General features: G+C 70.4%; 19 protein-coding genes. 8 read left to right on the top strand and 11 right to left on the bottom strand.

Going from position 1 to position 22,726, the window contains the following annotated elements; genetic code table 11:
- Nucleotide 1 precedes the first annotated feature (1 nt).
- The 5 genes from VFZ09_RS25700 to VFZ09_RS25680 form a co-directional block, all read right to left on the bottom strand.
- Entirely contained in the window at nt 2–319 is a 318-nt protein-coding gene (locus VFZ09_RS25700) for an antibiotic biosynthesis monooxygenase (RefSeq protein ID WP_329730300.1), read from the bottom strand.
- 108 nt (nt 320–427) lie between these two features.
- Nucleotides 428–1,102 (bottom strand): hypothetical protein, encoded by a 675-nt coding sequence (locus VFZ09_RS25695; protein WP_329730299.1) that lies wholly within the window; start codon nt 1,100–1,102, stop codon nt 428–430.
- A 247-nt stretch (nt 1,103–1,349) separates the two neighbouring features.
- The gene (locus VFZ09_RS25690) at nt 1,350–3,269 is read right to left on the bottom strand and encodes a biosynthetic peptidoglycan transglycosylase (protein WP_329730298.1); all 1,920 of its coding nucleotides are present in this window, start codon (nt 3,267–3,269) and stop codon (nt 1,350–1,352) included.
- A 50-nt stretch (nt 3,270–3,319) separates the two neighbouring features.
- Nucleotides 3,320–5,626 carry a DUF1592 domain-containing protein gene (locus tag VFZ09_RS25685; RefSeq protein ID WP_329730297.1) on the bottom strand — a complete coding sequence of 769 codons (2,307 nt, stop codon included), beginning with the start codon at nt 5,624–5,626 and terminating at the stop codon, nt 3,320–3,322.
- Nucleotides 5,627–5,676: 50 nt separating this feature from the next.
- Nucleotides 5,677–6,969, bottom strand: a complete 1,293-nt coding sequence (locus VFZ09_RS25680; RefSeq protein WP_329730296.1) for a DUF1552 domain-containing protein — start codon at nt 6,967–6,969, stop codon at nt 5,677–5,679.
- Nucleotides 6,970–7,561: 592 nt separating this feature from the next.
- Here VFZ09_RS25680 and VFZ09_RS25675 point away from each other — a divergent pair.
- The 7 genes from VFZ09_RS25675 to VFZ09_RS25645 are packed head-to-tail and all read left to right on the top strand — an operon-like array spanning nt 7,562 to nt 15,841.
- A complete protein-coding gene (locus tag VFZ09_RS25675) occupies nt 7,562–8,038 on the top strand; it encodes a chemotaxis protein CheW (protein ID WP_329730295.1) in 477 nt (158 codons plus the stop codon).
- Nucleotides 8,035–9,453 (top strand): CheR family methyltransferase, encoded by a 1,419-nt coding sequence (locus tag VFZ09_RS25670; protein WP_329730294.1) that lies wholly within the window; start codon nt 8,035–8,037, stop codon nt 9,451–9,453. Before VFZ09_RS25675 ends, VFZ09_RS25670 begins: the two co-directional genes overlap by 4 nt.
- Nucleotides 9,450–9,989, top strand: coding sequence for a chemotaxis protein CheW (locus tag VFZ09_RS25665; protein WP_329730293.1), 540 nt, complete (start codon nt 9,450–9,452; stop codon nt 9,987–9,989). Before VFZ09_RS25670 ends, VFZ09_RS25665 begins: the two co-directional genes overlap by 4 nt.
- On the top strand, nt 9,986–11,467 hold the full coding sequence (locus tag VFZ09_RS25660; protein WP_329730292.1) for a CHASE3 domain-containing protein: 1,482 nt from the start codon (nt 9,986–9,988) through the stop codon (nt 11,465–11,467). Before VFZ09_RS25665 ends, VFZ09_RS25660 begins: the two co-directional genes overlap by 4 nt.
- Nucleotides 11,464–13,593, top strand: coding sequence for a hybrid sensor histidine kinase/response regulator (locus tag VFZ09_RS25655; RefSeq protein WP_329730291.1), 2,130 nt, complete (start codon nt 11,464–11,466; stop codon nt 13,591–13,593). The genes VFZ09_RS25660 and VFZ09_RS25655 overlap by 4 nt, the downstream gene beginning before the upstream one ends.
- Nucleotides 13,590–14,645: a chemotaxis-specific protein-glutamate methyltransferase CheB gene (gene cheB, locus VFZ09_RS25650; protein ID WP_329730290.1), complete on the top strand. Its 1,056-nt coding sequence runs from the start codon at nt 13,590–13,592 to the stop codon at nt 14,643–14,645. The genes VFZ09_RS25655 and cheB overlap by 4 nt, the downstream gene beginning before the upstream one ends.
- Nucleotides 14,642–15,841, top strand: coding sequence for a response regulator (locus tag VFZ09_RS25645; protein WP_329730289.1), 1,200 nt, complete (start codon nt 14,642–14,644; stop codon nt 15,839–15,841). Before cheB ends, VFZ09_RS25645 begins: the two co-directional genes overlap by 4 nt.
- On the opposite strand, the gene VFZ09_RS25640 is transcribed toward VFZ09_RS25645, so the two are convergent.
- From VFZ09_RS25640 to VFZ09_RS25615, 6 genes are all read right to left on the bottom strand, one after another.
- Nucleotides 15,806–16,795 (bottom strand): hypothetical protein, encoded by a 990-nt coding sequence (locus VFZ09_RS25640; RefSeq protein WP_329730288.1) that lies wholly within the window; start codon nt 16,793–16,795, stop codon nt 15,806–15,808. The genes VFZ09_RS25645 and VFZ09_RS25640 overlap by 36 nt on opposite strands.
- Nucleotides 16,796–16,881: 86 nt before the next feature.
- On the bottom strand, nt 16,882–17,316 hold the full coding sequence (locus VFZ09_RS25635; protein ID WP_329730287.1) for a DUF2383 domain-containing protein: 435 nt from the start codon (nt 17,314–17,316) through the stop codon (nt 16,882–16,884).
- 202 nt (nt 17,317–17,518) lie between these two features.
- Nucleotides 17,519–18,685 (bottom strand): NAD-dependent epimerase/dehydratase family protein, encoded by a 1,167-nt coding sequence (locus tag VFZ09_RS25630; protein WP_329730286.1) that lies wholly within the window; start codon nt 18,683–18,685, stop codon nt 17,519–17,521.
- Between the two features lie 110 nt (nt 18,686–18,795).
- A complete protein-coding gene (locus VFZ09_RS25625; RefSeq protein ID WP_329730285.1) occupies nt 18,796–20,529 on the bottom strand; it encodes a membrane dipeptidase in 1,734 nt (577 codons plus the stop codon).
- 16 nt (nt 20,530–20,545) lie between these two features.
- Nucleotides 20,546–21,055, bottom strand: coding sequence for a hotdog fold domain-containing protein (locus tag VFZ09_RS25620; protein ID WP_329730284.1), 510 nt, complete (start codon nt 21,053–21,055; stop codon nt 20,546–20,548).
- A gap of 58 nt (nt 21,056–21,113) precedes the next feature.
- Entirely contained in the window at nt 21,114–21,908 is a 795-nt protein-coding gene (locus VFZ09_RS25615; protein WP_329730283.1) for an SDR family oxidoreductase, read from the bottom strand.
- 358 nt (nt 21,909–22,266) lie between these two features.
- Between VFZ09_RS25615 and VFZ09_RS25610 the strand changes: the two genes are divergently transcribed.
- Nucleotides 22,267–22,719 carry a hypothetical protein gene (locus VFZ09_RS25610; RefSeq protein WP_329730282.1) on the top strand — a complete coding sequence of 151 codons (453 nt, stop codon included), beginning with the start codon at nt 22,267–22,269 and terminating at the stop codon, nt 22,717–22,719.
- Nucleotides 22,720–22,726 lie beyond the last annotated feature (7 nt).

Genomic DNA, 22,726 nt, shown 5'->3' with positions numbered 1-22,726 from the left:
CTCACCACCCCGCGTCCTCGGGGAAGCAGTTGACGTACTTCCGGGAGGTGCGCGGCTCGGCCATCATGGGCGCCACGGTGTCCCGCCACTTCAGGTAGTGGGCCGTCTCCTTGTGGGCGGCGGGCGCCTGGGGCGTCTTGTAGGCCTCGACCAGGACGAACCGCGTCGGGTCCTCGGTGTCCTGGACGACGTCGAAGCGGGCGATGCCGGGCTCCTTCACGCTCTCCCGCGCATTGGCCAGCGTGGCCGCGCGGAAGGCGTCGACCGACTCGGGCTTGACGTGGACGTGCACATGGACGACCAGCAGGCTGTTGGGCATGGGCCAAGGATAACCGGGAGACTCCCTCGTGAGTGGGATTCCCCCGGCGAGGTGTCGAACCTTAGGCGTTCGATTCGCCCACCGTCGTACATGGGGCGGCCGTGCCGCTCAGCCCACCGCGCGCACGGGCGGCATGAGGCCATCCAGGAGCGCTTCCATGAGCCGCTCCACCTCCTCCAGCGGCACGCCCTGGATGGTGAGGAAGGTCTTGCCCCCCTTGACGTTCGTCTTGAACTGCACGCGGGCGCTCTGGGCGAAATGCCGCGAGAGGCTCTCGCGCATGAACTCGACGCGGGCCGCGTCCGTGGCGGGCATGGTGGCCCGGGACGGCTGGCGCTTGCCCTTCACGGCCAGCTTCAGGTCCTCCATGGTGCAGTCCGAGAAAGGCTTCCGCACCACGCGCCCGTCTTCCCGCGGGACGTCGATGGGCGTGGCCCCCGGGTCGCCACTCGTGGGCTGGATGTTGGCCACCTTCGCGTAGGTGAGCAGGGTGGTCAGGTTCATCACGCCGTACTTCTTGCACGCCTCCTCGGTGAACTCGCGCGCGATGGCGCCATACCGGCTCAGCGTGGCCTGCGAGAGCGCCTTGATGTGCTGGCTGAAGAAGCTCTGGGCGTTCTCGTACTTGTTCTTCTCCGCGAGCTTGTTGTCCACGGTGTAGTTGTAGAGCTGGCCGATATTGTAGTGACCGGCGTTCCCCTGCTCCAGATAGCTGAGGATGGAGTCCCGCACCTGATCGAGCGTCAGCTCGGGCAGGGTATTGCTTCCGTTCGTCTGTGCCATGATTGCTCCCCCCAATGAGGTGGAACCGCGAGAGTGCGGCTGCGCGGTATCAAGCAACCAGAGGGCCAAGGAGCCGTGCCTGTGTATTCGCGCGCTTACGTGCCAGGGGAGTCCCGGCTCCCGGAGGGCGCGTCCGAGATAGGAGACCCTCGAGATTCCACTTCTCGTCGGCGAGAAGTGAAACGAGGCGGATGCATTCCGCTTCTCGTCGGCGAGAAGTGGAATGGGGCAGGGTAGAGCCAGCGCTTCAGTCCTGCCCGGGATCGATAGCGCGGATCGGCGTCTCCTCGTCAGCGGGTGGCTGAGCGCCGGGGTGGCCGGTGAAGACGAGCGGCGCGGTGAGCGCCTCCTGGTACTCCGTCTCCGTGAGGTCGCCTCCCTCGTACAGCACCGCCAGCAACTCGTTCACGTGCTTCGTCCAGATGTCGGAGAGGGTGCCTCGGCTGCAATACACGTGGTAGCGCACCGGGTTGGGGATGATGGTGGCCAGGAAGGCCGCCTCGCGAATGCTCAGCTCTCGCGCGTCCTTGCCGAAGTAGTGCCGTGCCGCTTCACCAATGCCGTAGAGACCGGGCCCCCACTCGATGATGTTGAGATACACCTCGAGCAGCCGCTCCTTGGGCACCGAGGCCTCCAGTCCCAGCGTGAGGAACGCTTCCTTCACCTTGCGCGCGTAGGTCTTCTCCCGGGACAGGAAGAGGTTCTTGGCGAGTTGCTGGGTGAGGGTGGAGCCGCCGCGCACCTTGTCATCCGCGGGGGCCAGCAGGATGTCGCGCAGCGAGTCGAAGTCGAATCCCCGGTGTGTCCAGAAGGCCGCGTCCTCGCTGCGCAACACCGCGCGCACCAGGACACGAGGAATCTCGGCCCATGGCAGGTAGTCGGGGTTGCTCGGGCCGATGTGCAGCGCCCGCCCGCGGCCCTCGGCCGTCAGGGGCTGGTAGTCGAAGGGCTCGCGCAGCCAGCTGAGGGGCCCCTTTCGGGCCGACTGCTTCAGCTCCGACAGATCCAGCTTCGCCTTCACCTCCCAGTCCCGGCGCTGGAGAATGGGCCCCGAGAGCGCCAGGGAGGCCTGGAACTGGCCCTCCAACCGCGCCAGCTCGGTGCCGGGTACCAGGGCCGCGGGCAGGGCGGCCATGGCCTGTTCGAAGGTGACGGGTTGCAGCTCCGCTTGCACCGAGAAATGGGGCTCTCCGCTCCAGGTGGCCTCACCCCGCACCTCGGCACGTGCTTCGCGCCGCTCGCCCACGGCCAGCCGCAGGGACTCGAGCTCCACGTGCTTCTTTCGCGGCTCCCAGCGCACGCGGCCCTCGGTCGAAAAGGAGAGGGGCCCCACCGGCTCGGGAGCGAGCTGGGGACTGCTCACGGTGAGTCCCGTCATCGCCCCGGAGAAGGTGGTGCCTTGGGTGTCCACCCTCACTTCTCCTTCCAGCGTGCCCCCCTCCATGCGCCAGGGAAGTTCCGCGAGCGACAGCAACGGGCCCGCCGGAATACTCCGTGCCCGCAGCGTCCCCGACACGCCGGACTCCCCGTTCTGGACGGACACCACCGCGGTGCCACCGCCGGGCAGCTCGGCCGTTGCCTCCCATCGGGATGCCTCCGCCTCGCCCGTCCTCCTCACCCGGGCCGAGAGCGGACCCCATTCCACGCGGCCATGGCGCTCGAAGGCCAGGCGCACGTCCTTCATCTCCAGCTCGGGCAGCTCACGGGGAGCGCTCTCCTCCGAGGCAGGGGATGGACGCCGGCTCTGACGCAGCTCGCGCACCCGCTCGACGAGGGCCCGCACCTCCTGCCCCTGTGGCCCGGCCTCCACCTGGACGCCCGCGAGCACCACGCGGCTCGCCTCGACGTGGCCCGACAGCAGGGCCCACCGTCGAAGGTGCACGGTGACACGCGAGACGCGTACCACGGGAGGGCCTTCCGGCCGCGTGCCTGGAATCTCCACCGGCCCCATCGTCACCGTGCCGGTCCACCCGATGTGGAAGTCCTCACCGATGCGCACCGGGCCCAGCCGGGACTCCAACGCGGGCTTCACCCGGGCCAGCACCCGGCTGCGTGCCGCCTCTCCGCGCAACCATGCCCGGCCCATCCCCACGCCCGTGGCGAGCAGGAGGGCGATCAACATCAGGAGGACACGGCCTCGCTTCAAGGGGCGGCGCGGGAGGGACATGAGGCTCGCGCCTCCCTATCGGCAGGAGGCGCGAGGTTCAAGCGCTGGCTCTACCGGGTCGCGCAATAGCCGAAGCTGGTGCTCTCCCCGGGGGCCAGCTCGTCGTTCCAATCCAGACCGCTGAAGGTGGTCTGGGAGCCCGAGTGGGTGTAGAGGGCGCTCCAGGCGTGGTTGAACCTGCCCGCGATCTCGATCGTCACTCGCCAGACGAGCGGGGCCGACCCGGAGTTCGTCACCCTGACGTTGTGGCAGTAACCGCTCCCCCAGTCGTCCTGGACGGACACGGAGACCTGGGCATTGCCAGAAGTGGAGGGCGTGCCGCCACCGCTACCGCCACCCCCGCCACTCCCGCCGCCCGTCCCCGGGGTGGCCGGGCCCGTGGACTCGCCCACGCGCTGGGTGAAGCGCGGCAGCTGCGTCAGGGAGATGAGCAGCTCCGGGATGCTCAGCTGCTGCTTGCGGAAGCTCTCCGTGAGCTGGCCGGCGGCGCAGGAGTCGTTCTCCCCCGAGACGCCATAGCCGAAGCGCAGCCACTGCAGCGAGAAGCAGGCGTGCACGTCCGGGCTGTCCGCCAGCTTCTGCTGGAGCCCGTCCACGCCGGTGAAGGTGCCGTTGGTGGCCGTCGAGGAGAGCACCTCACCGCTCGCATCCACCGGCTGCCCGCTCGGCAGCTGGGGCGCGAAACGGCCGACGCTGTCGAACTGCTCGAAGCCGAAGCCGATGGGGTCCATCAGCTGGTGGCAGGACGAGCAGGCCGCGCTGGTGGAGTGCTCCTGGAAGCGCTGCCGGTTGGGAAGCCCGTCGCTCACCGGAGACAGCTGCACGCTGAGGCCCGGGGGCGGGGGAGGCAGTGGCTGGCACAGCAGGCGCTCGCGGACGAGCTTGCCGCGGCGGATGGGCGAGGAGGTCTGCGGCGTGGCCTGGCTGGCCAGGATGCTGCCGTGGGTGAGGATGCCGCTGCGGCCCGAGCTCTTCAGCTCCCACATGCGCAGGCCGCTGGCGGGCGCCGACGAGGTGGTCACCGGGCCCGACGGCAGGCGGTAGAAGGAGGCGAGCGCGTCCGTGGCGAACGTGTAGTCCGAGGTGAAGAGCTCGGGGAGCCGGCCGCTGCTGTCGTGGACGACATAGTCGAACAGCTCCGTCGTCTCGGCCTTCATGGCGGCGCGGATGGTCGGGCTGAAGTCCGTGAAGGTGGTGTCCTTCTGCACCTGGTGGATGTGTCCCAGGTCCAGCCACTGGCTCACGAAGTGATCGAGCATGGGCCGGCTCCGCGCGGACGCCAGCATCCGGCGTGCCTCGGAGGGGAGCAGCTCCGGCTTGCTGCTCAGGATGCCTGCCTTCGCCTTGGCGAACAGCTCCGCATCCGGCATGGAGCCCCAGAAGAGGTAGGACAGCTCCGAGGCCACCTCGTAGTCGTTCAGCTTGTACTTCCCGTCGCCGATGTGCTCGCCCAGCTCCGTGCGGTAGAGGAAGTGGGGGGACTGGAGCATGGCGGTGATGATGGCCTTGATGCCCTCGGTGTACCCGTTCGTCCCTTCCTCCGCCGCCACGGCCGTGTAGAGCGACTGGTAGCGGAGCTTCTCCGCGTCCGTCAGCGGGCGGCGGAAGGCCCGCAGGCCGAAGTCCTGGATGAACTGCTTCGCGCACGCCTCTCCCGGAGCGCACGAGACGTGGCGGGACAGATTCGTCATGGCCTGCGCGGCGGCCTCCTCGGCGGCGGCGAGCAGCTTGTCCGTCAGCAGCTGGCCCACCGTGCGCTCGTCCGCGCTGTTGTCGAAGCCGTGCACCACCTCTTCCGCGGGCAGGGACTGGCCCCACTGCGAGTCGAGGTAGAGCAGGTCGCGCAGCGTGTTGTCGTACTCGAAGCGGGTGAGCATGCGCAGCCGGCGCCGGGCGTTGGGGTCCGCCTTGCCCGGCTCACACGCCATCACCGCGGAGGCCTCGCAGGCCCCGGCAACGCCATTGACGCGGTCCGCGAGCTGCTGGAGGTTCTCGTAGCGCGTGGTGCCCTGCTCCACGACGGTGCCGCCCCCGTGCCCATTCGGGTGCATGCCCGAGGGCTTGAGCAGGAGCAGGGATTGGCCGTTGACCTTCTCGCGCGCCAGCCCGCGCACCGTCATGAAGTTGGCCTCCACCGCCCCCGGCGCTCCCGGAGGCAGCAGCACCAGGCGGGTGCCCGCCGCCATGCCATCGGACTTGTGGCAGGCCACGCACTGCACGGACATCACCGGCTCCCACACGCGGGTGCGGAAGAACTCCAGGTCATCCGGGCAGCCGGAGTCGGTCGTGCAGGCGGAGAGAAGGGTCGCGGAGAAAAAGAGGGCGCCAAGGGCAGAAAGCTGCCGGGAGGGAAGCACGGGTCTGCCTCCTGATTGCGGGGGGGACTGTCAGAGGGGGAGGGACGCTGTCAGACGAGCCCGTCGAGCGGGCCGTTGGAGCGGTTGGCATCACCGAAGGTGTCGAGCGGAGCGCCCATGGCGTGACAGACCGAGGTGAGCAGCTTCTGGTGCGGGACGCCGCTGAAGCGCAGGTAGCGTCCGAAGCGGAAGGGGCTCTGCGAACCTCCAGCGACGAGGAAGGGCACCGAGCGGCAGTCGTGCATGCGGCTGTCGCCGAGCTCCTTGGCCCACACCACCAGGGTGGAGTCGAGCATGCTGCCCCCGCCCTCCAGGTCCGGGCGGTCCTTGAGGGACTGCAGGAGGTAGGCGAACTGCTCGGCGAACCAGCGCTCGCACTTCACGAGCGCCGCCAGCCCCGCGGTGTTGGAGTCGTCCTTGTGCGACAGCTCGTGGTGGGCCTCGCCCACGCCCAACCAGGTGAACACCTGGGGCGCGACGGTGTGGGACCACTGGAGCGAGGCCACGCGCGTCATGCCGCAGGTGAGCGCGCTCACCATCAGGTCCATCTGCGCCTTGCCCACCGCGGGGAAGTTGGCGTTGGCCATGGCGTCCATGGAGAGGGGGGCGGTGGCGGAGGGGCACCCGGGCAGGGCCACGGGCTCGGTCAGCCCCTTCTCCGTCTGGCGCAGCGCCTCCAGGTGCTGCTCCAGCTTGCGCTTCTCCTCCGCGCCCACGCGCTGCGACAGGTCATTCAGCTCGCCGCGCACCAGGTCCAGCATGCTCTTGCGGCGCCGCAACAGCTTGTCGGCGGTGCCCGTGTCACCTCCGAGCGCGCCAAAGAGGCGCTGGAAGGCGCTGCGCGGGTTGTCCTCGGGGGAGACGAAGACGCCGGGGGCCGAGTAGGACATGCGCGTGGAGCGCGCCGCGCCCCACAGGCTCGTCTGCACCCCGAACTCCAGGGAGCGGAAGCGCGAGCCCTCGCCAATCCTGCTCGCCACGTACTGGTCCACGGACAGGCCCCCGGAGGTGCTCTGCGCCGTGCCTCCACCGGTGAGCATGTTGGCCATGCCCGCCTCGTGGTTGTCCACGTCCACGAAGTTGAGGCCCTCGCACACCAGCAGGTTGGCCAGGTGCGCGTTGAGCGGCTCCAGCATGCTGCCCGCGGGGAAGGAGAAGGCCGTCTCCGTCCCGCTCGGCCGCCAGAAGCGGTGCACCGTGCCATTGGGGGTGAAGAAGACGATGAGCCTCTTGGCCGTCGGCGTCGCCGCGTGGGCCTTCCCACTGAGGAGATTCAGCAGGGGGGACGCCAGCAGCGAGGCACCCAACCCGGCTGTGAACTGCCTTCGCCCGATCCGAATCATGCTCGTCGACTCCGTTCCCGTGGTCCGACTCGGTGGTCCGCGCGAGGCGGGCCGGTGGCAATGACTGTCTGTGACTTCGCGCTGAGACTGTGCGTGTTGTTGCTTGGCCCGGCAATGACAAATCGACCCGCGCTCCCCGGCTTCGGTCACTATCTGAATTCTGTCTGATTCGAGGGGCGTGGGGTAAACACTTACGCGACCGCGTCTACGCGGCAATCCTCAATTACCTGGAGGGCACCGGAAAAGTCGAGGCTTTGTCGGAGGGGGCCCCGTACTTTTCACGGAAAGGCTTGCAAGATTTCATTGAGCGGCGAAATGCGTTTCGCGTGGATGCCAAATTCCTGTCTGGATTCAAAGCGAGTCCCCGCGCGGAGCACACTGTGGGGGAGCCGGGCGTGTGTAAGGCTTTGGCTCTCCACACGCGCAGGTGTGCCGGGGGGTGTGCTCGGGTGCGGCTTCCGCCGCCGGCCTGCTCCCCTCCTTGCCCGGGGGGCCGGCGCCGTCCCGGAAGCCGTGGGACGCGCTTGGTCCTCGCCTTGACATACGCTGAAGGTGCATGATTTGCGTGGAGTCCGAACCCGAAGGGGGAGTCATGCCCAGGCAGGGGTCTCGCTGCTTCCTCGTCGTGAGGGCGCAGGAGTGGATGTGCGCGCTGCCGCTCGAGGACGTCGAGGAGACGATGAGGCCGCTGCCGGTAGCCCCGGTGTCCGCGGCCCCGGCCTTCGTGCGGGGTGTGTCCCTGGTGCGTGGCGCGCCGGCTCCCGTGGTGAGCCTGGCGGCGTTGCTGGGCGGGGCCCTGTCCGAGGGCGGCGAGGGCCGCCGGTTCGTCTCGCTGCGGGTGCCCGAGGGGCGCATGGCGCTCGAGGTGGATGAGGTGCGGGGCCTGCGCTGGATGGAGGAGGAGGGCCTGGACTCGGTGCCTCCGCTGCTGCGCGCCACCGCCAGTGGCCACCTCCAACACCTGGGCTCGTTCGACGGGCGCCTGCTGGCGCTGCTGGGGACGTCCCGCCTGCTGCCCGAGGAGTTCTGGCGCCGCCTGGAGACCGCCTCCGGCCAGGGGGGCGCGTGATCGCCGCGCCCTCCCGCCCGCCGCTCGTCCGCTTCGTCGCGCTGGTGGAGCAGCGCCTGGGCCTTCACTATGAGGAGGGCCAGTGGGGCGAGCTGGTGCCGCTGCTCGCGGAGCGCTCCGCCGCGTGTGGCGTGGAGCGTTACCTGGAGCAGCTGGCCTCTTCGTCCTCACAGGCGGAGTGGAAGGCGCTGGCCGAGCGGCTCACCGTGGGGGAGACGTACTTCCTGCGCCATCCCACCCAGCTGGAGACGCTGGTGGAGCAGGTGCTGCCCTCCTTCCTGCGCCAGACGTCCACCGTCCGCGTGCTGTGCGCCGGCTGCTCCACCGGGGAGGAGCCCTACTCGGTGGCCCTGCTCGCCCGCGAGCGCGGCCGCGTGGACTCCTCCCGGCTGCGGATTCTCGGCATCGACGTCAACCCGCGTGCCATCGCGCACGCCCGCCGCGCCTGCTACTCCCCCTGGTCGCTGCGCGCCGTGCCCAGCACCATGCGCCAGCAGTGGTTCCAGCGCACCCCCGAGGGTTTCGCCCTCCAGCCCCAGGTGCGTGACCAGGTCATCTTCGAGGAGCGCAACCTCCTGGAGGAGGCCTCCGCCTTCTGGGCGCCCAACTCCTTCCACGCCATCCTCTGCCGCAACGTCGTCCTCTATTTCCCCCAGGACGTCATCCGCAAAATCATCGCCCGCATGGCCCAGGCCCTGGTTCCCGGTGGCTACCTCTTCATGGGGCCCAGCGAGACGTTGCGAGGCATCTCCGAGGAGTTCGAGCTGCTGCGCGGCGGCGACGCCTTCTATTACCGCCTGAAGCCTCCCGCGCCGCCTGGTGTCTCCGTGCCCCAGGGCGTGCCCGCGGCCACGCCCCCGGCCATGGTGGCCCAGCGGGTGGTTTCACCAGCGCCAGCGCCCACGCCGCCGCCAGCGCCGGACGGACTGGAGGGGGTGCTGCAGCTGCTCGAGGCGGAGCGCTACACCGAGGCCTGGGCGCTGCTGGAGTCCATGCCCGAGAACTCGAGCCCCAGGGCGCTGCTGCTGCGCGCGGTGCTGCACCTGCACGCCGGACGCCTGTCCCAGGCCGAGCAGCTGGGCCGGCAGCTCGTCGCGTCGAGCTCCACCGAGGCCCCGGCGTACTACCTGCTGGGGCTGTGTCTGGAGCAGGGCGGGGACGAGGCCGGTGCCCGCGGCCGCTACGCCGCGTCCGTGCGCGCGGAGCCCACCTTCGCGCTGGCCCACCTGCGCGCGGGCTCGCTGGCGCGCCGGGCTGGTGACATGGTGGAGGCCCGCGTGGCCCTGCGCATGGCCGTGTCGTTGTTGCCGCAGGAGAAGCCCCTGCACCTGTCGCTCTTCGGCGGAGGCTTTGGCCGCCACGGATTGATGCAAGTGGGTCTGCAGGAGCTGCAGGCCTGTACGGAGATCTCATGAGTCTGCCTCGCTCCCGGACGGCACTGCGGCTGGACGAGCTGCGCGAAGGCTTCGATGCCTCCTTCTCCCGTCCGCCCCCTCCCCGGCAGGAGCCCGGTGAGGCGCTGCTGCGGCTGCGCGTGGGGGGTGCTTCCCTGGCCGTGCGGCTGGGCCACCTCTCCGGCCTCCACCTCATGCCCCGGCTGGTGCGCCTGCCGGGTGCTCCGGCGTCCCTGTTGGGGCTGGCGGGGCTCCGGGGCCAGCTCATCGCCGTGCATGACCTGTCGGCGCTGTTGGGCCTGCAGTCCGGGGAGCCTCCTCGCTGGTTGTTGCTGGCCGGTGGGAGCCGGCGCGTGGGGCTGGCCGCGGCCGGCTTCGAGGGGCAGCTGCGCGCCACCCCGGAGCAGCTGCGCTCCGGTGGGGGCGCCTCCGCCACCCATCCCCTGCTCAACAGCAACGTCGTCCTGCCGGACGCCCCGCCGCTGCCCGTGCTCGACGTGGACTCGCTCGTGAGAAAGTTGCTGGAGGACGCCTCCGGTCCTCAGCAGGGACGATGATGAAGATGGTCACCCAATGGACGTTGCGCCTGCAGTTCACCGCCGCCGTCGTCATGGTGTCGGTGCTCATCTGTCTCTTCGTCTTCCAGGCCATCCGGAGCACCCGGCAGTTCACGGGAACCGCTGTCGCCGTGGAGCACTCGCACGAGGTCATCAACGGCCTGGAGCGCGTCCTCTCCAGCGCCAAGGACGCGGAGACGGGGCAGCGCGGCTACGTGCTCACCGGTGACGACTCCTACCTCGAGCCCTACCGCGACGCGCAGGGCCGCATCGACGCGGAGCTCTCGCGCGTGCGCGGCCTGCTCGCCGACAACCCCGCGCAGCTCCGGCAGCTGGAGGCCTTGAAGTTCCTCCTCACGCAGAAGCTGGCCAGCCTGCGCAACAACATCGAGCTGCGCCGCACCCGGGGCTTCGAGGCCGCCCTGGCCGTCATCAACACCGGTGAGGGCAAGGCGCTGATGGACGACCTCCGCCGTGTGGTGGCGGAGATGCACGAGCACGAGCTGCGGCTGCTCCAGGAGCGGGATGAGCTGCTGCGGCGGGACTCGGCGTCCTTCGAGCGGCTGTTCATGTGGGGCGGCGGCGTCGCCGTCCTCCTGGTGATGGCGGCGGCCACCCTGGTGGGCCTCAGCTTGCAGCAGAAGATCGGCTCGGCCATCTCGCAGGTGCGGGACTCCTCGGCCGAGCTCCAGTCGGCGGCCTCGCAGCAGGCCTCGGGCGCGCGGGAGCAGGCCTCGTCCACCACGGAAATTTCCACCACCGTCAAGGAGCTGTTGGCCACCTCGCGGCAGATCGCCCTCAGCGCGCAGCAGGTGTCCCGTGTGGCGGACGAGACGGCCGGGGCCGCGCGTCACGGAAATGACACGGTGTTGCACGCCCAGGAGGCCATCGACGTGGTGCGCCGCCAGGTGGACGCCATCGTCAATCACATGCTGGAGCTGGGCAAGCGCTCGCAGGAGATTGGCGGTATCGTGGACATCATCAACGACCTGGCCGAGCAGACGAACATCCTCGCCATCAACGCCACCATCGAGAGCGCCGGAGCGGGCGAGCACGGCAAGCGCTTCGCCGTGGTGGCCGATGAGATCCGCAAGCTGGCGGACCGGGTGGGTGGAGCCACCAAGGACATCCGCGTGCTCATCGATGAGATTCGCGCCGCCTCCAACACCACCATCATGGCCACCGAGGACGGCTCCAAGGCGGTGCAGAGCAGCACGAAGCAGTTCACCGACGTGGCCGGCAACTTCCGGCGCATCGCCGACCTGGTGCGCGCCAACCTGGACGTGGCGCGGGAGATCGAGCTGAGCACCCAGCAGCAGACGACGGCGGTGGAGCAGGTGAACACCGCCATCCTCGAGGTGGCGCAGACGGCCCGTCAGGCGGAGTCCACCTCCGCGCAGACGCTGCAGACGGCCACCCGGCTCATCCAGCTTTCCAAGCAGCTCCATGCCATCATCGACTCGCGCGCCTCCGCATGAGCCTGGACAACGACCCCTACCGCTATTTCCGTATCGAGGCCCGGGAGCTCATCGAGCAGCTCACCCAGGGTCTGTTCACCCTGGCCGACGGTGAGGGCGGTGCCCAGATCATGCCGGAGCTGTTCCGCTATGCGCACACCCTGAAGGGGGCGGCGCGCGTGGTGGGGCAGGTGCCGCTGGCGGAGATGGCGCACGCGGTGGAGGACGCGCTGTCGCCCTACCGCAACAGCGGCCAGGCGCTGCCCGTGGACAGCGTGCACGAGTTCCTGCGCCTGGTGGGGCAGATGGCCGAGGCGCTGGACGCGCTGGATGCACCGCCGCCGCCGGCGCCCGCCGCGGAGATGACCGCGTCCGAGGCGGCGGTGGCGGCCGTGGCCGCGGCGGTGGCGGCCCCCGAGGCCCCCACGTCCGAGGTGGTGCGCGTGGAGCTGGCGCGGCTGGACACGCTGCTGGAGGGCCTGTCCGAGGCCGTGGTGCAGCTGGGCGGCCTGCGCGGGGTGGTGGAGGCGCTGGCGCAGGCGCAGCACGGGGCCGACACCCTCGTCGAGCAGCTCACCGCGCCGGTGGCCTCCAACGGCTCGCCCGCGGAGCGCGCCCGGTGGATGTCGCGCGTGCTGTCCGTGACGGAGGGCCTGCGCTCCTCGCTGGTGAAGGCGGGGCGGCAGCTGGGCGGCGGCCTGGGGCAGGTGGAGTCGGAGCTGGGGCGGCTGCGGGACGGGGCCAACACCCTGCGGCTCGTCCCGACGCAGACGCTCTTTGGCCCCTTGGAGCTGGCCGCGCGCGACGCGGCCGCCTCGCTGGGGCGCCAGGTGGAGGTGCGCACCGCGGGCGGTGACATCCAGATTGACGGGCACGTGCTGGCGGCGGTGCGCCAGGCGCTGGTGCACGTGGTGCGCAACGCGGTGGACCACGGGCTGGAGACGCCCGACGAGCGGCGGGCGGTGGGCAAGCCCCCCACGGGCGTCTTCTCGCTGAAGGTGCAGCGGCGCGGTGGGCGCGTCTCCTTCGTGTGCGAGGACGACGGGCGTGGCGTGGACCTGGGGCGGGTGCGTCAGGTGGCGCTGGAGCGCGGCGTGGTCACCCCCGCCGAGGCGGATGCCCTGGACGAGCAGGGGCTGCTGGACTTGCTCTTCCAGTCCGGTTTCAGCACGGCGCGCACCGTCACCGAGGTGTCCGGCCGCGGCGTGGGGTTGGACGTGGTGCGCGACATGGTGCGCCGCTTCAAGGGCGACGTGAGCATCACCTCGCGGCCGGGATTGGGCACCTGCATCACGCTCGAGGTGCCCCTCACGCTGGCCTCGCTGGAGGTGCTGGGGGTGGAGGCGGGTGGACAGCGCATGCTCGTCCCCCTGGAGTCGCTCAGCGGCGCCCTCCACCTGCCCGCGGAGGCCGTCACCTGGACGGGCTCGCGTGCCTCCATCTCCTTCGGGGGCGAGGTGCTGCCCTTCCTCCCGCTGCTGGACGCGATGGGGAACCCGGGCGCGCAGCGTCCCCGCGCCTGGTCCGTGCTGGTGCTCAACGCGGGCTCGGCGGGCCGGGCCGCGGTGGGCGTGGAGCGGCTGCTGGGCATCTCCCGCCGGGTGAGCCGCCCGCTGCCCTCCAGTGTGCCCCCCCTGCCGCTGGTGGCCGGAGCGAGCTTCGACGAGCAGGGCGTGCCCCTGCTGCTGCTGGACGCGGCCGGCCTGGTGCGCCTGGTGCACGCGGGCTCCTCGGGCGGCGTCCCCAAGGCGCGCACCACGCAGAAGCACCTCATCCTCGTGGTGGACGACTCCGTCACCACCCGAATGCTGGAGAAGAGCATCCTCGAGGCCGCCGGCTACCAGGTGGAGCTGGCCGCCTCCGGTGAGGAGGGCATCGAGAAGATTCAACGCGGCGGCCACGCCCTGCTCATCGTCGACGTGGAGATGCCGGGCATGACGGGCCTGGACGTCACCCGGCGCATCCGCTCCATGCCCGCCCTGCAGGGGCTGCCCATCCTCATGGTGTCCTCGCTGGCCACGGACGAGGACAAGCGGCGCGGCCGCGACGCGGGGGTGTCCGCCTACATCGTCAAGGGCGAGTTCCAGCAGCACAGCTACCTGGACACCGTGGCCCGGTTGATTGCCTCCGGACGGAGGCCGGCATGAGCCGCCTGCGGGTGCTCGTCGTCGACGACTCGCTCACGGTGCGCCGCCGGCTGGCGGATGGCTTCGCGCTCGACACCTCGTGCGAGGTGGTGGGCGAGGCGGCCGACGGCCAGCAGGCCTTCGAGCAGTGCCAGCGCCTGCGCCCGGACGTGGTGACCATGGACCTGGTGATGCCCAGGGTGGACGGGCTGCGGGCCACCGAGCTCATCATGGCCCACTGTCCCACCCCCATCGTCGTTCTCTCGGCGGCTGAGAATCGCACCGAGGGCCTGCGCACCATGGATGCGCTGGCGGCGGGGGCGGTGGACGCGGTGGACAAGCCCTCGGGCCTTTTGGACTCCAAGTGGATGGAGATGCTGCTGTCGCGGGTGCGGGTGGCCTCGCGCGTGCGCGTCATCACCCATGTCCGGGCCCGGCTGGAGACGCCCCATGCACCGCCCCGGGTGACGGCGCCCGCCGTGCCGCCGCGCCTGCTGGTGATGGGTGCCTCGACGGGAGGACCGGCGGCCGTGCGCCACATCCTCCGCTCGCTGTCGGCGGGTTTCCCCCTCCCGGTGCTGCTGGTGTTGCATATTACAGAACACTTCGACACCGCGATGGCCGAGTGGCTGGAGGCGCAGAGTGGCCTGGTGGTGCGCAATGCGGTGGATGGGGAGGCACTGCCGATGCCGGGACGGGTGACGGTACGGATGGCGCCGGGCAACCGGCACCTGGTGGTGCGCAGCGGCCGGCTGCGGCTGGTGGACGGGCCGGAGCGGCACTCGTGCCGGCCCTCGGTGGACGAGCTTTTCGAGTCCGTGGCCCGGGAGTTGGGGGCGGCCGCCATCGGCTGCCTGCTGACGGGCATGGGACGGGACGGGGCGGAGGGGTTGGCGGCGCTCAAACGCGCGGGGGCCGCCACGGTGGTGGAGGATGAATCCTCGTGCGTGGTATTCGGCATGCCGCGCGAGGCCATTCGCTTGGGGGCCGCTCAGCATGTGACGGCGCTGACGGAGATTCCCCCCCTGCTGACGGCGCTCGCCCGAGCAGGAGCCAGGGAAGGAACGGCATGAAGGCACGTGTGCTCATCGTGGATGACAGCGCGACGGTCCGGGCGGACATGCGCGGAGTGTTGAGCGCCGCTGGCTTTGGCACCACGCTGTGCGAGAGCCTCGCGGCGGCCCGCAAGGCGTTGAGCGAGGGTGAGTTCGATCTGCTCATCCTGGACATGGTGCTGCCGGATGGCGAGGGCGTGGAGCTGCTGGAGGAACTGCGCCGCGCGCCCCGCACCTCGCACCTGCCCGTGTTGATGCTGTCCACCGAGGCCGCGGTGGTGCAGCGGCTCAAGGGCCTGTCTCACGGCGCCAATGACTACGTGGGCAAGCCGTATGATCCGGCGTACGTGGTGCGTCGGGCCCACGAGCTGACGCAGGTGCCCGAGCAGGATGGCACGCCGCGGCTGGTGTCGGCCGGCAGGCGCCGGCGGGTGATGGTGGTGGATGGCCGCATCGACTTCCGCCACCGCGCCTCGGATGCGCTGCGCAAGGACGGCCACGACGTCATCATCGCCGAGTCCGGTGAGGACGCCATGCGGCTGCTGGAGGCCCAGCCGGTGGACTGCATCCTGTTGGATCTGGAGATGCCGGGGCTGGAGGGGCCGGAGTGGGTGCGCGCCGTGAGGACGCTGCCAGGCACGGCCCAGGTGGCCGTGGTGGGACTGACGGCCGGCTTCGACGCCAAGCTCATCTCCGAGGCCCTGGCGGTGAAGGTGGATGCCTTCTGCTCCAAGACGGAGGACATCGAGGTGCTGCGCGCGCAGGTGCGCACCGAGCTGCGGCGCCGGGCCGAGTCCGAGCAGCAGGCCCAGCCTCCCATGCCGCGCACTCCGTCCGGCTCGTTCCCCGCGCTGCCCCGGACCCCGTCGGGTGCCCATCATCCCGCGATTCCGGCCTCGCACGCGGCTCCGGCGTCGGTGCCGGCCGCCGCTCCCTCGCCGTCCACCGGGGCCATGCCGGGTGCCCTCTTCGAGGCGCTGGTGGCGCGCTGTGGCCTCTCTCCCGTCATCGCCGCGTCCACCATGACGCGCGCGTGCCGCAAGGCCGGAGTGGATCCGCAGCTGCTCACCGCCGCGTCGCTGACGCGGGCGCTGCCGACCATCCGGGACATGCTGCACATCTTCCTGGATGCCCAGGAGGCGGAGCGGCGCATCCAGTCCATCCAGGCGCTGACCAAATCAGACGCGGGCGCCCAGGCGCGCTCGCGCTCCTGAAGTCCGAAGTCTCTGCCCGTCCGCGCGCAGCCGGGCGCGGGCGTGGCTCAGTCCCACCGCGTAGAGCACGGCGAGCGCCGCCAGGCAGGCCAGTCCCAGCCAGGTGTAGCGCCGGATGAGCTCGGACTCGCTCCAGCCATGGACGTCCACGAGCTTGGAGGCGTCGCTCAGCCCCACGCCCTCGATGTGGCCGAAGGGAATCCGTTCAGGGTCGCTCCGGGCGGCCCACCACTGCGAGAAGGCATCCATGAAGGCCGCCGCGCCGATGGCCAGGTAGCCCCAGTGCAGCGAGCCCTGGCGCAGCTTGGAGTGCCGGTGGGCGTAGAGGGTCGTCATGAGGAGGCTGCCGAGCACGAGGCACCCGGCATCGCCTCCAAACGAGATGAGCATCCGGGCCTTGCCGGGCGATAGCACCCCGGTGCCCACGAATTGGAGGACGAGCGCCGTGGCGCCCGCGATCATCAGCAGCCGGCTGCGCGTGAGGTAGCCGCGGAGGCCCGTCGCCGCGAACAGGGTGGCCAGCAGCAGGAAGAGGAAGGTGGAGCGCTCTTCGTCGGTGTGGGTGACCCAGGGGCCGGGGAAGGAGGGAAAGCCGCAGAACCAGGCGGTGACGGCGTGGCCCAGCTCGTGGATCCACATGGAGAGGAAGATGCGCATCAGCCTGCCCCACAGGGGGGATTGCACGAGCAGCCAGGCCACGGCCAGCGCCACGGGGAGGGCGAACAGGCGCAGCCGCAGCTCGCTCCGCGCTTCCTCCTCCTCGCCATGCCAGGACATGCCCGCGGGAGTGAGCGGCACCTGGGGCTCGGCTGGAGCCGGGGGCGCGGGCCGCGAGGCGAGCTGCGCGGCACGGGCCTCCGCCCTGGCATAGAGGACGCCGCACCTCGGGCACTCCGGCGCGAGGATGCGGGGCTCACCACAGCGGGGGCAGACCCTGGGCAGCGGGTTCTCCATCCGCGGGAGTGTACATGGCCCACGCCCGGTGCTCACCGGGCGGGTGGGGGCGTGGGCGGCGCTGTCCCGTCCACGCCATCCCTCCCTCAGTGCAGGGTCTTCTTGAGGCGGCTCAGCCGCTCGTGGGTGCGCTTCTGCGAGGGCAGCAGCTCCATGCGGACGAAGCGGCGGGCCTCGCCGTGCGTCTTGTCCATGTCGCGCTGGTAGTCCGCGAGGCCGTGGTCCTCACCCTCCTCGAGCGCCTGGATGGCGCTCTTCTCACCGAGGAGATCCGCGCCTCCCTGCACCAGCTTCGCGAAGGTTCCCCAGATGCCGGAGCCCTCCACCGGCTTGCCTCCGAGCTTCTCGACGCGCTCGCGGAGGGCTTCCACGCGGTGCTCGTGGTCGTGCATGCAGTCCTCGAGCTGGCTGCGGAGCCGCTCGTCCGACACGTGGCCGATGGCCTGCCGGTAGGTCTCCACCGCCGAGATTTCACCGCGAAGGAATGAGTTGAGCGTCTCCACATCGGTGGTGTTCGCCATGCGCTTGCCTCCTGCAGGAGATGACTCGCGCAAAGGTGATGCTCCCTCGCGGAGCGGCAACGAGCGCTCCCCGGCATTGCCCCGCTCCAGGAGGGCGGAGCAGGGGTTGCCTGCCCGGCAGGGGGCGACGAGGGGATGACACCGCCGTGCACGGGCGCACGGTACGGGGAGGCAGACGCCCCTCCCCGTGGACTCCGTGTCCTCAGCCGCCCTGCGTGGCCGTGGCCGGTGCGCCGCCCTGCTGGGCCTTGGCCCAGAGCGAGAGCAGCTCCGCCTCGCGCTCCGGAGGCAGCCCTCCGCGCAGCTTGCTGCGGCGCTCCTCGGGCTGGCTGTTGAACCACTCGAGCGTGTCCCGGGTGGTGACGACCGGCGAGCGGAACTTCAGCCCGGCCTGCACGGCCCGCGCGTTGCTGCGCCGGTGCATGCCCGCGTAGGACCCGAAGGCCGGCGCCCAGATGGGGAGCGCGCCCTCTCCGTCCTCGCCGTTCTTCTGGAGGAACTCCCCGGACACCCAGGTGAGCTTCGTGTCCTTGCCGGTGATCTCCTTACAGGCCGCGAACATCTCCCCCACGCTCCAGGGCTTCTCCGGCCCCACGGCGTTGAAGACGCCCGTGGTGTTGCGCTCCACCAGCAGCACGAGCCACTCGGCCAGGTCGCGCACGTCGATGATCTGCAGCGGATCCGACGGGCTGCCCGGGGCGAGCATCTCCCCACCCTGCGCGTAGCGCACGGGGAAGTACGTGAAGCGATCCGTGCGATCCTCCGGGCCCACGATGTAACCGGGGCGGACGAGGGTGGTGCGGCCCGGAAGGGCCTTCTCCACGGCCTCCTCGCACGCGCGCTTCAGCCCGCCATAGTTCTCGAAATTCTTGCCCATCGTCTCGACGGTCGGGTCGGCGAGCGTGGCGGTCGCGGCGGTCTCGTCCGCTCCCGGCGTGTCGTTCTTCGCGTAGGCCGAGCCGCTGGAGATGAAGATGTACTGACTGACGTTGGGCGCCAGCAGCGCCGCCGAGGCTCCGACGATGCGCGGGTAGTAGCCCGAGGTGTCGATGACGGCGTCGAACGAGCGGCCCTCGAGCGCCTTGAGGCCCTCGCCCTTGTTCGGGTCTCTATCACCCTGCAGCTTCTCCACGTCCGGGAAGAGCTCCGGCCGGGTCTTGCCGCGGTTGAAGAGCGTCAGCGTGTGTCCGCGCGCCTGGGCCGCGTTGACGATGGCCGGGCCGAGGAAGCCCGTGCCACCGAGGATGAGGATCTTCTTCTTGGTCGCGGCGCGGCCATCTCCGGACGCGGCGCGCATGCCCGGGGCGCAGGCCGTCATCGCGGCCGCGGCCAGGGTGAACTGGAGGAACTGCCTTCGGGACGTGGTCATGGTTGGGTATCGGGGAAGCTGGCCCGGGAAGAGCGGCCGGGCACATCATGGCCCGGTTCCCTGGCGGCTGCCCACGACACCCGGCCGTTTTTTCTATTCCCGGCCGGCCCTCACCCCAGGGGGGAGGGGAACCTGGGAATCGCCGCGTCCACCAGCTCGCCCGCGACGAGGGCCGCGCCCTGGCCCTCGCAGGACTCCCACATGCGCAGGAAGGCCTCGGCCGAGGAGAAGAGGGGATCCATCTGCGCGTCCGTCATGCCCACGTGGACGAGGTCCCGGATGAAGTCCGGCAGCAGGCCGACATGGGCCAGTCCATCCGTGTTGAAGTCGAACTCGCGCGAGCCGGCGCGCGCTTTCGCGAAAGGTACATCCGTGCGGTACAGGGTGCCCGAGTAGGGCAGGGGCGGCTTGTTGCGCTGCAGCATCTGCTGCACGGGCCGCCGCTTCTCGCGCAGCGTGTCGTCCTTCAGCCCGGCGGCGGCGTGGGGCCCGTAGCGGGGCCCCGGCTGCTGGTTGAGGCCGTTGAAGTCGGTGCCCATCGCCACGCCGCCGGAGCCCACCTCGCGCAGCAGCGAGAGGGCGTACTGGTAGGACTGGGCCCACGTCTTGGACGAGCGCGCGCAGTCGTTGTCCACCGTGCCGCCGGGGAAGTCCTTCAGCTCGTGCTGGTTGGTGATGGGGCCCAGCAGCCCGCCCAGCTGGAGGATGCGCCGCGCCTGGTCGCGCGTCTTCATGTACTCGCTGGCGCGCTTGGCCTTGCGGCTCGTCTCGTGGGGCTCGAGGCCCTGCTCGCGGAAGGCGCAGTGCGAGGCGACGACGGGGTAGCGCGACTGCTCGGCCAGGGAGAGCACGTCGTTGGTGCAGCGCTCGGACATGTGCTCCACGTCGAGGATGAAGCCCTGGCGCATGGCCTCGCGCAGGAAGGCCTGTCCCGTGGAGGTGAGCCCGAGCTGGTTGACGTGGCCCTGGCCGGGGGCGTTGAGGGCGTAGCCCTTCGGGTAGTGCGCCCGGCGTGTCAGCTCGTAGAGCATGACGGCCGCCTTCGTCTGCGTCTCCATGTCCTGCCCGAGCCGGAAGCCCACGTCGGAGGCGCCCTGCACGTCGAAGAAGTGCCCGCGCAGGAAGTGGTTGAGCAGGTTGAACTTGTCGTCGTAGACGGCCGCGCCGCCGAAGCTGTTGTTGGCCAGGTGCAGCGGGGTGATCATCCGGAAGCCCAGCTCCTTGAGCCAGCGCAGGATGCGGGGCAGCTGCTCCAGGGACAGGGGCTGCTCGTTGAGGGCCTCGCGGTCCCCCAGGAGGCTGTCCAGCGAGTCCACCTCCACGCCGGCCACCACGGCGAGCTTGCCGGCGGTGATGAGCTGGCGGGCCTGCGAGGCGCTCAGGGCCAGCCCCATCCAGTCCGCGTGCCGCTCGGTGAAGCGGCGCAGCTCGCGCATCTGCTTCTCGATGGAGGACTCGTCCTTGTCGGGGTGGTGGCACTCCTCGGCCAGCAGCTCGTTGTTGACGGCCACGCTGCACAGCAGCCGCAGCCCCCCGTCATGGGCCCGCCGCAGCCAGTCCACGAACATCTGCTGGTGGATGAGGGTGTTGAAGGTGGGCCAGTCCGCATAGGTGCCGTGGCCACAGGGACCATGGCCCAGGCCGCCCTCGATGAAGGCCTGCACCAGCGGCCAGTCCTTGCCGAAGTTGCCGATGCCCCATTTGCCGTGGAGGTGGATGTCACAGCGGGCGAGCGCCTGCTCGATGTCGCCATCCGGGCGCCCGGCGAGCAGGTGCCCGCCAAAGCCCAGGTGCGCCATCAGGTGGCAGTGCAGATCGGCGAATCCGAACACGGGGGACGCCATGGTGAGCCTCCGGGAGTCAGTGCGTTGCGGGGCCGATCAGCCAGCGGGCGCGGGCCCGGGCCACCACCTCGCCGGCCTCGTCGGTGAGGTCGGCCTGGACGTCGTACTCGTGCCGCTCGCCCGCGGCGGCGACGGGGGCGCGGCACTCGGCGGTGATGGGGCCCCGGGCCTTGCGCAGGTAGTCCATCTCCAGGTGGGTGATGATGCCGCGCATGCCCTCGGGGAGGGCGGACATCATCGCCACCCCGGTGGCCACCTCACCCAGGTTCATCAGCGCGATGGCGTGCACCGAGCGCAGGTGGTTGCGCACGGCGCGCCGGTCCCGCATCCGCACCCGGGCATAGCCCTCCTCCAGGGTGAGCACCTCCGGGCGGATGGTGCCCGTATAGGGCGCGAGGTTGCCGAGGAGCTGCCCCATGACGATGCCCCCGCCGGGGGCATGGCGCAGCAGGCTCCATGCGCGGCGCAGGGTCTCGGACGAGGCGAGGTTGCTGAGGGACCGGGTCAGGCTGGAGAGAGGGGACATGGGGCGAGGACATAGCATCCCCGTGCCCTTCGGGAAGGCGCTTCGGTGGCCATCCGTCCTAGAGGATGTAATTGGCGGTACCGCCGTCCACGCGCAGCGCGGAGCCGGTGGTGGCCGAGGCGCGGGGGCTGCAGAGGTAGACGGCCAGGTGGGCCACCTCCTCGGGCGTGGCGAAGCGGCGCAGCAGCGAGGTGGGGCGCTCGTTCTTGAAGAAGTCCGCCTCCGTCTGCTGGAGCGTCCGGCCGCTGCCGGTGGCGAGGTTCTGCACGAAGTCCTGCACGCCCTCCGTCCTGGTGGGGCCGGGCAGCACGGAATTCACCGTCACCCCGGTGCCCGCCAGCTCGATGGCCAGTCCGCGCGACACGCTGAGCTGGGCCGTCTTCGTCATCCCGTAGTGGATCATCTCCTTGGGGATGTTGAGGGCGGACTCGCTGGAGATGAAGAGGATGCGGCCCCAGAGGCGCTCGCGCATGCCGGGCGCGTAGTGGCGCGAGAAGCGCACCCCGCTGAGCACGTTCACCTCGAAGAAGCGCGTCCAGTCGGAGTCCGGAATCTCGAAGAAGGGCTTGGGCTCGAAGATGCCCAGGTTGTTCACCAGGATGTCCACGCTGGGGACGCGGGAGAACACCCGCTGGGCGCCCTCGGCGGTGCCGGCATCGGCGACCACGCCCTCCACGTGGGCGCTGGGAACCTCGTGGCGGATGCGGGCGAGGGCGTTCTCGACCGACTCGGCCTTGCGGCCGTTGATCACCACGCTGGCGCCCTCGGCGGCCAGGCCCCGCGCGATGGCGAAGCCGATGCCGAAGGTGGAGCCGGTGACGAGGGCACGGCGGTCGCGAAGTTCGAAGTCCATGGGGCCTCCTCGGAGGGTAGGGAAGCGAGGAGATTAGGGGGGTGGGGGTGCACGCCCAAGCACCATGTTCGAATGGAAAGCAGTAGGCTGCCGGGTATGCCCACGCGTTCGCTGACCGAGGTCGCGTCTATGCCGCGGCCTACGAGGCGGCCACCGAGGGAACGGGCTCCGGGGAGGCCCTTCCTTCCTCTCCACGCTGAGGCGCTCGCGGCGGTCCGGGTGCCTGCTGGCCGGACGGCCGTGAGGGGCCGAGAGGCACCCCTGGCCATGCCTTCCACGGTGCCTACTTTCGAGAGAACGACCTGAACGCGTTTTCAGATGACGCGGTCCGGACGGCTTCCACGAGAGGACTTCAGCGATGGCACGTGCACGCAAGCAGACCCGGAGCAGCAGCGGACGCGAGGCGCTCCGGAAGAACGGGATGATGGCGCACCTGCTGGACTCGCTCGACGCGGGTCAGGACATCGGCCACTACGGCCGGCTCGTCTTCGCCATGGTGGCGCGGCACTTCATGGACGACGCGGAGCTGCGGGACACGCTCCTGCAGGACCCCGCCTTCGACGAGCGGCAGGCGCTCGCGCTCATCGAGCAGGTGAAGGCGCGGGACTACAGCCCGCCCCGGCGCGAGAAGGTGCTCCAGTTCCAGGCGCAGCAGGAGTTCCCCATCTGCCCCAACGCGGAGGATCCGGACGCCTGCAACGTCTACAAGGACCTGCAGTTCCCGGAGAGTGTCTACGAGCACATCACCGAGTACCGGGAGCAGAAGGCGCACACGCACGAGGAGGACTCCGCGGCGGCCAGGGGTCCCTGAGGACAAC

Source organism: Archangium sp., from assembly GCF_036277355.1.
Classification (GTDB): Bacteria; Myxococcota; Myxococcia; order Myxococcales; family Myxococcaceae; genus Archangium.
The sequence above is the reverse complement of the archived record's forward strand: the minus strand, read 5'-3'. Positions and strand labels throughout refer to the sequence as shown.

Excerpts from the sequence above, each read along its gene's own strand:
- VFZ09_RS25700 (WP_329730300.1), bottom strand. The coding sequence starts at position 319 with ATGCCCAACAGCCTGCTGGTCGTCCATGTGCACGTCCACGTCAAGCCC.
- VFZ09_RS25695 (WP_329730299.1), bottom strand. The coding sequence starts at position 1,102 with ATGGCACAGACGAACGGAAGCAATACCCTGCCCGAGCTGACGCTCGAT.
- VFZ09_RS25690 (WP_329730298.1), bottom strand. The coding sequence starts at position 3,269 with ATGTCCCTCCCGCGCCGCCCCTTGAAGCGAGGCCGTGTCCTCCTGATG.
- VFZ09_RS25680 (WP_329730296.1), bottom strand. The coding sequence starts at position 6,969 with ATGATTCGGATCGGGCGAAGGCAGTTCACAGCCGGGTTGGGTGCCTCG.
- VFZ09_RS25675 (WP_329730295.1), top strand. The coding sequence starts at position 7,562 with ATGCCCAGGCAGGGGTCTCGCTGCTTCCTCGTCGTGAGGGCGCAGGAG.
- VFZ09_RS25665 (WP_329730293.1), top strand. The coding sequence starts at position 9,450 with ATGAGTCTGCCTCGCTCCCGGACGGCACTGCGGCTGGACGAGCTGCGC.
- VFZ09_RS25660 (WP_329730292.1), top strand. The coding sequence starts at position 9,986 with ATGATGAAGATGGTCACCCAATGGACGTTGCGCCTGCAGTTCACCGCC.
- VFZ09_RS25655 (WP_329730291.1), top strand. The coding sequence starts at position 11,464 with ATGAGCCTGGACAACGACCCCTACCGCTATTTCCGTATCGAGGCCCGG.
- cheB (WP_329730290.1), top strand. The coding sequence starts at position 13,590 with ATGAGCCGCCTGCGGGTGCTCGTCGTCGACGACTCGCTCACGGTGCGC.
- VFZ09_RS25645 (WP_329730289.1), top strand. The coding sequence starts at position 14,642 with ATGAAGGCACGTGTGCTCATCGTGGATGACAGCGCGACGGTCCGGGCG.
- VFZ09_RS25640 (WP_329730288.1), bottom strand. The coding sequence starts at position 16,795 with ATGGAGAACCCGCTGCCCAGGGTCTGCCCCCGCTGTGGTGAGCCCCGC.
- VFZ09_RS25635 (WP_329730287.1), bottom strand. The coding sequence starts at position 17,316 with ATGGCGAACACCACCGATGTGGAGACGCTCAACTCATTCCTTCGCGGT.
- VFZ09_RS25630 (WP_329730286.1), bottom strand. The coding sequence starts at position 18,685 with ATGACCACGTCCCGAAGGCAGTTCCTCCAGTTCACCCTGGCCGCGGCC.
- VFZ09_RS25625 (WP_329730285.1), bottom strand. The coding sequence starts at position 20,529 with ATGGCGTCCCCCGTGTTCGGATTCGCCGATCTGCACTGCCACCTGATG.
- VFZ09_RS25620 (WP_329730284.1), bottom strand. The coding sequence starts at position 21,055 with ATGTCCCCTCTCTCCAGCCTGACCCGGTCCCTCAGCAACCTCGCCTCG.
- VFZ09_RS25615 (WP_329730283.1), bottom strand. The coding sequence starts at position 21,908 with ATGGACTTCGAACTTCGCGACCGCCGTGCCCTCGTCACCGGCTCCACC.
- VFZ09_RS25610 (WP_329730282.1), top strand. The coding sequence starts at position 22,267 with ATGGCACGTGCACGCAAGCAGACCCGGAGCAGCAGCGGACGCGAGGCG.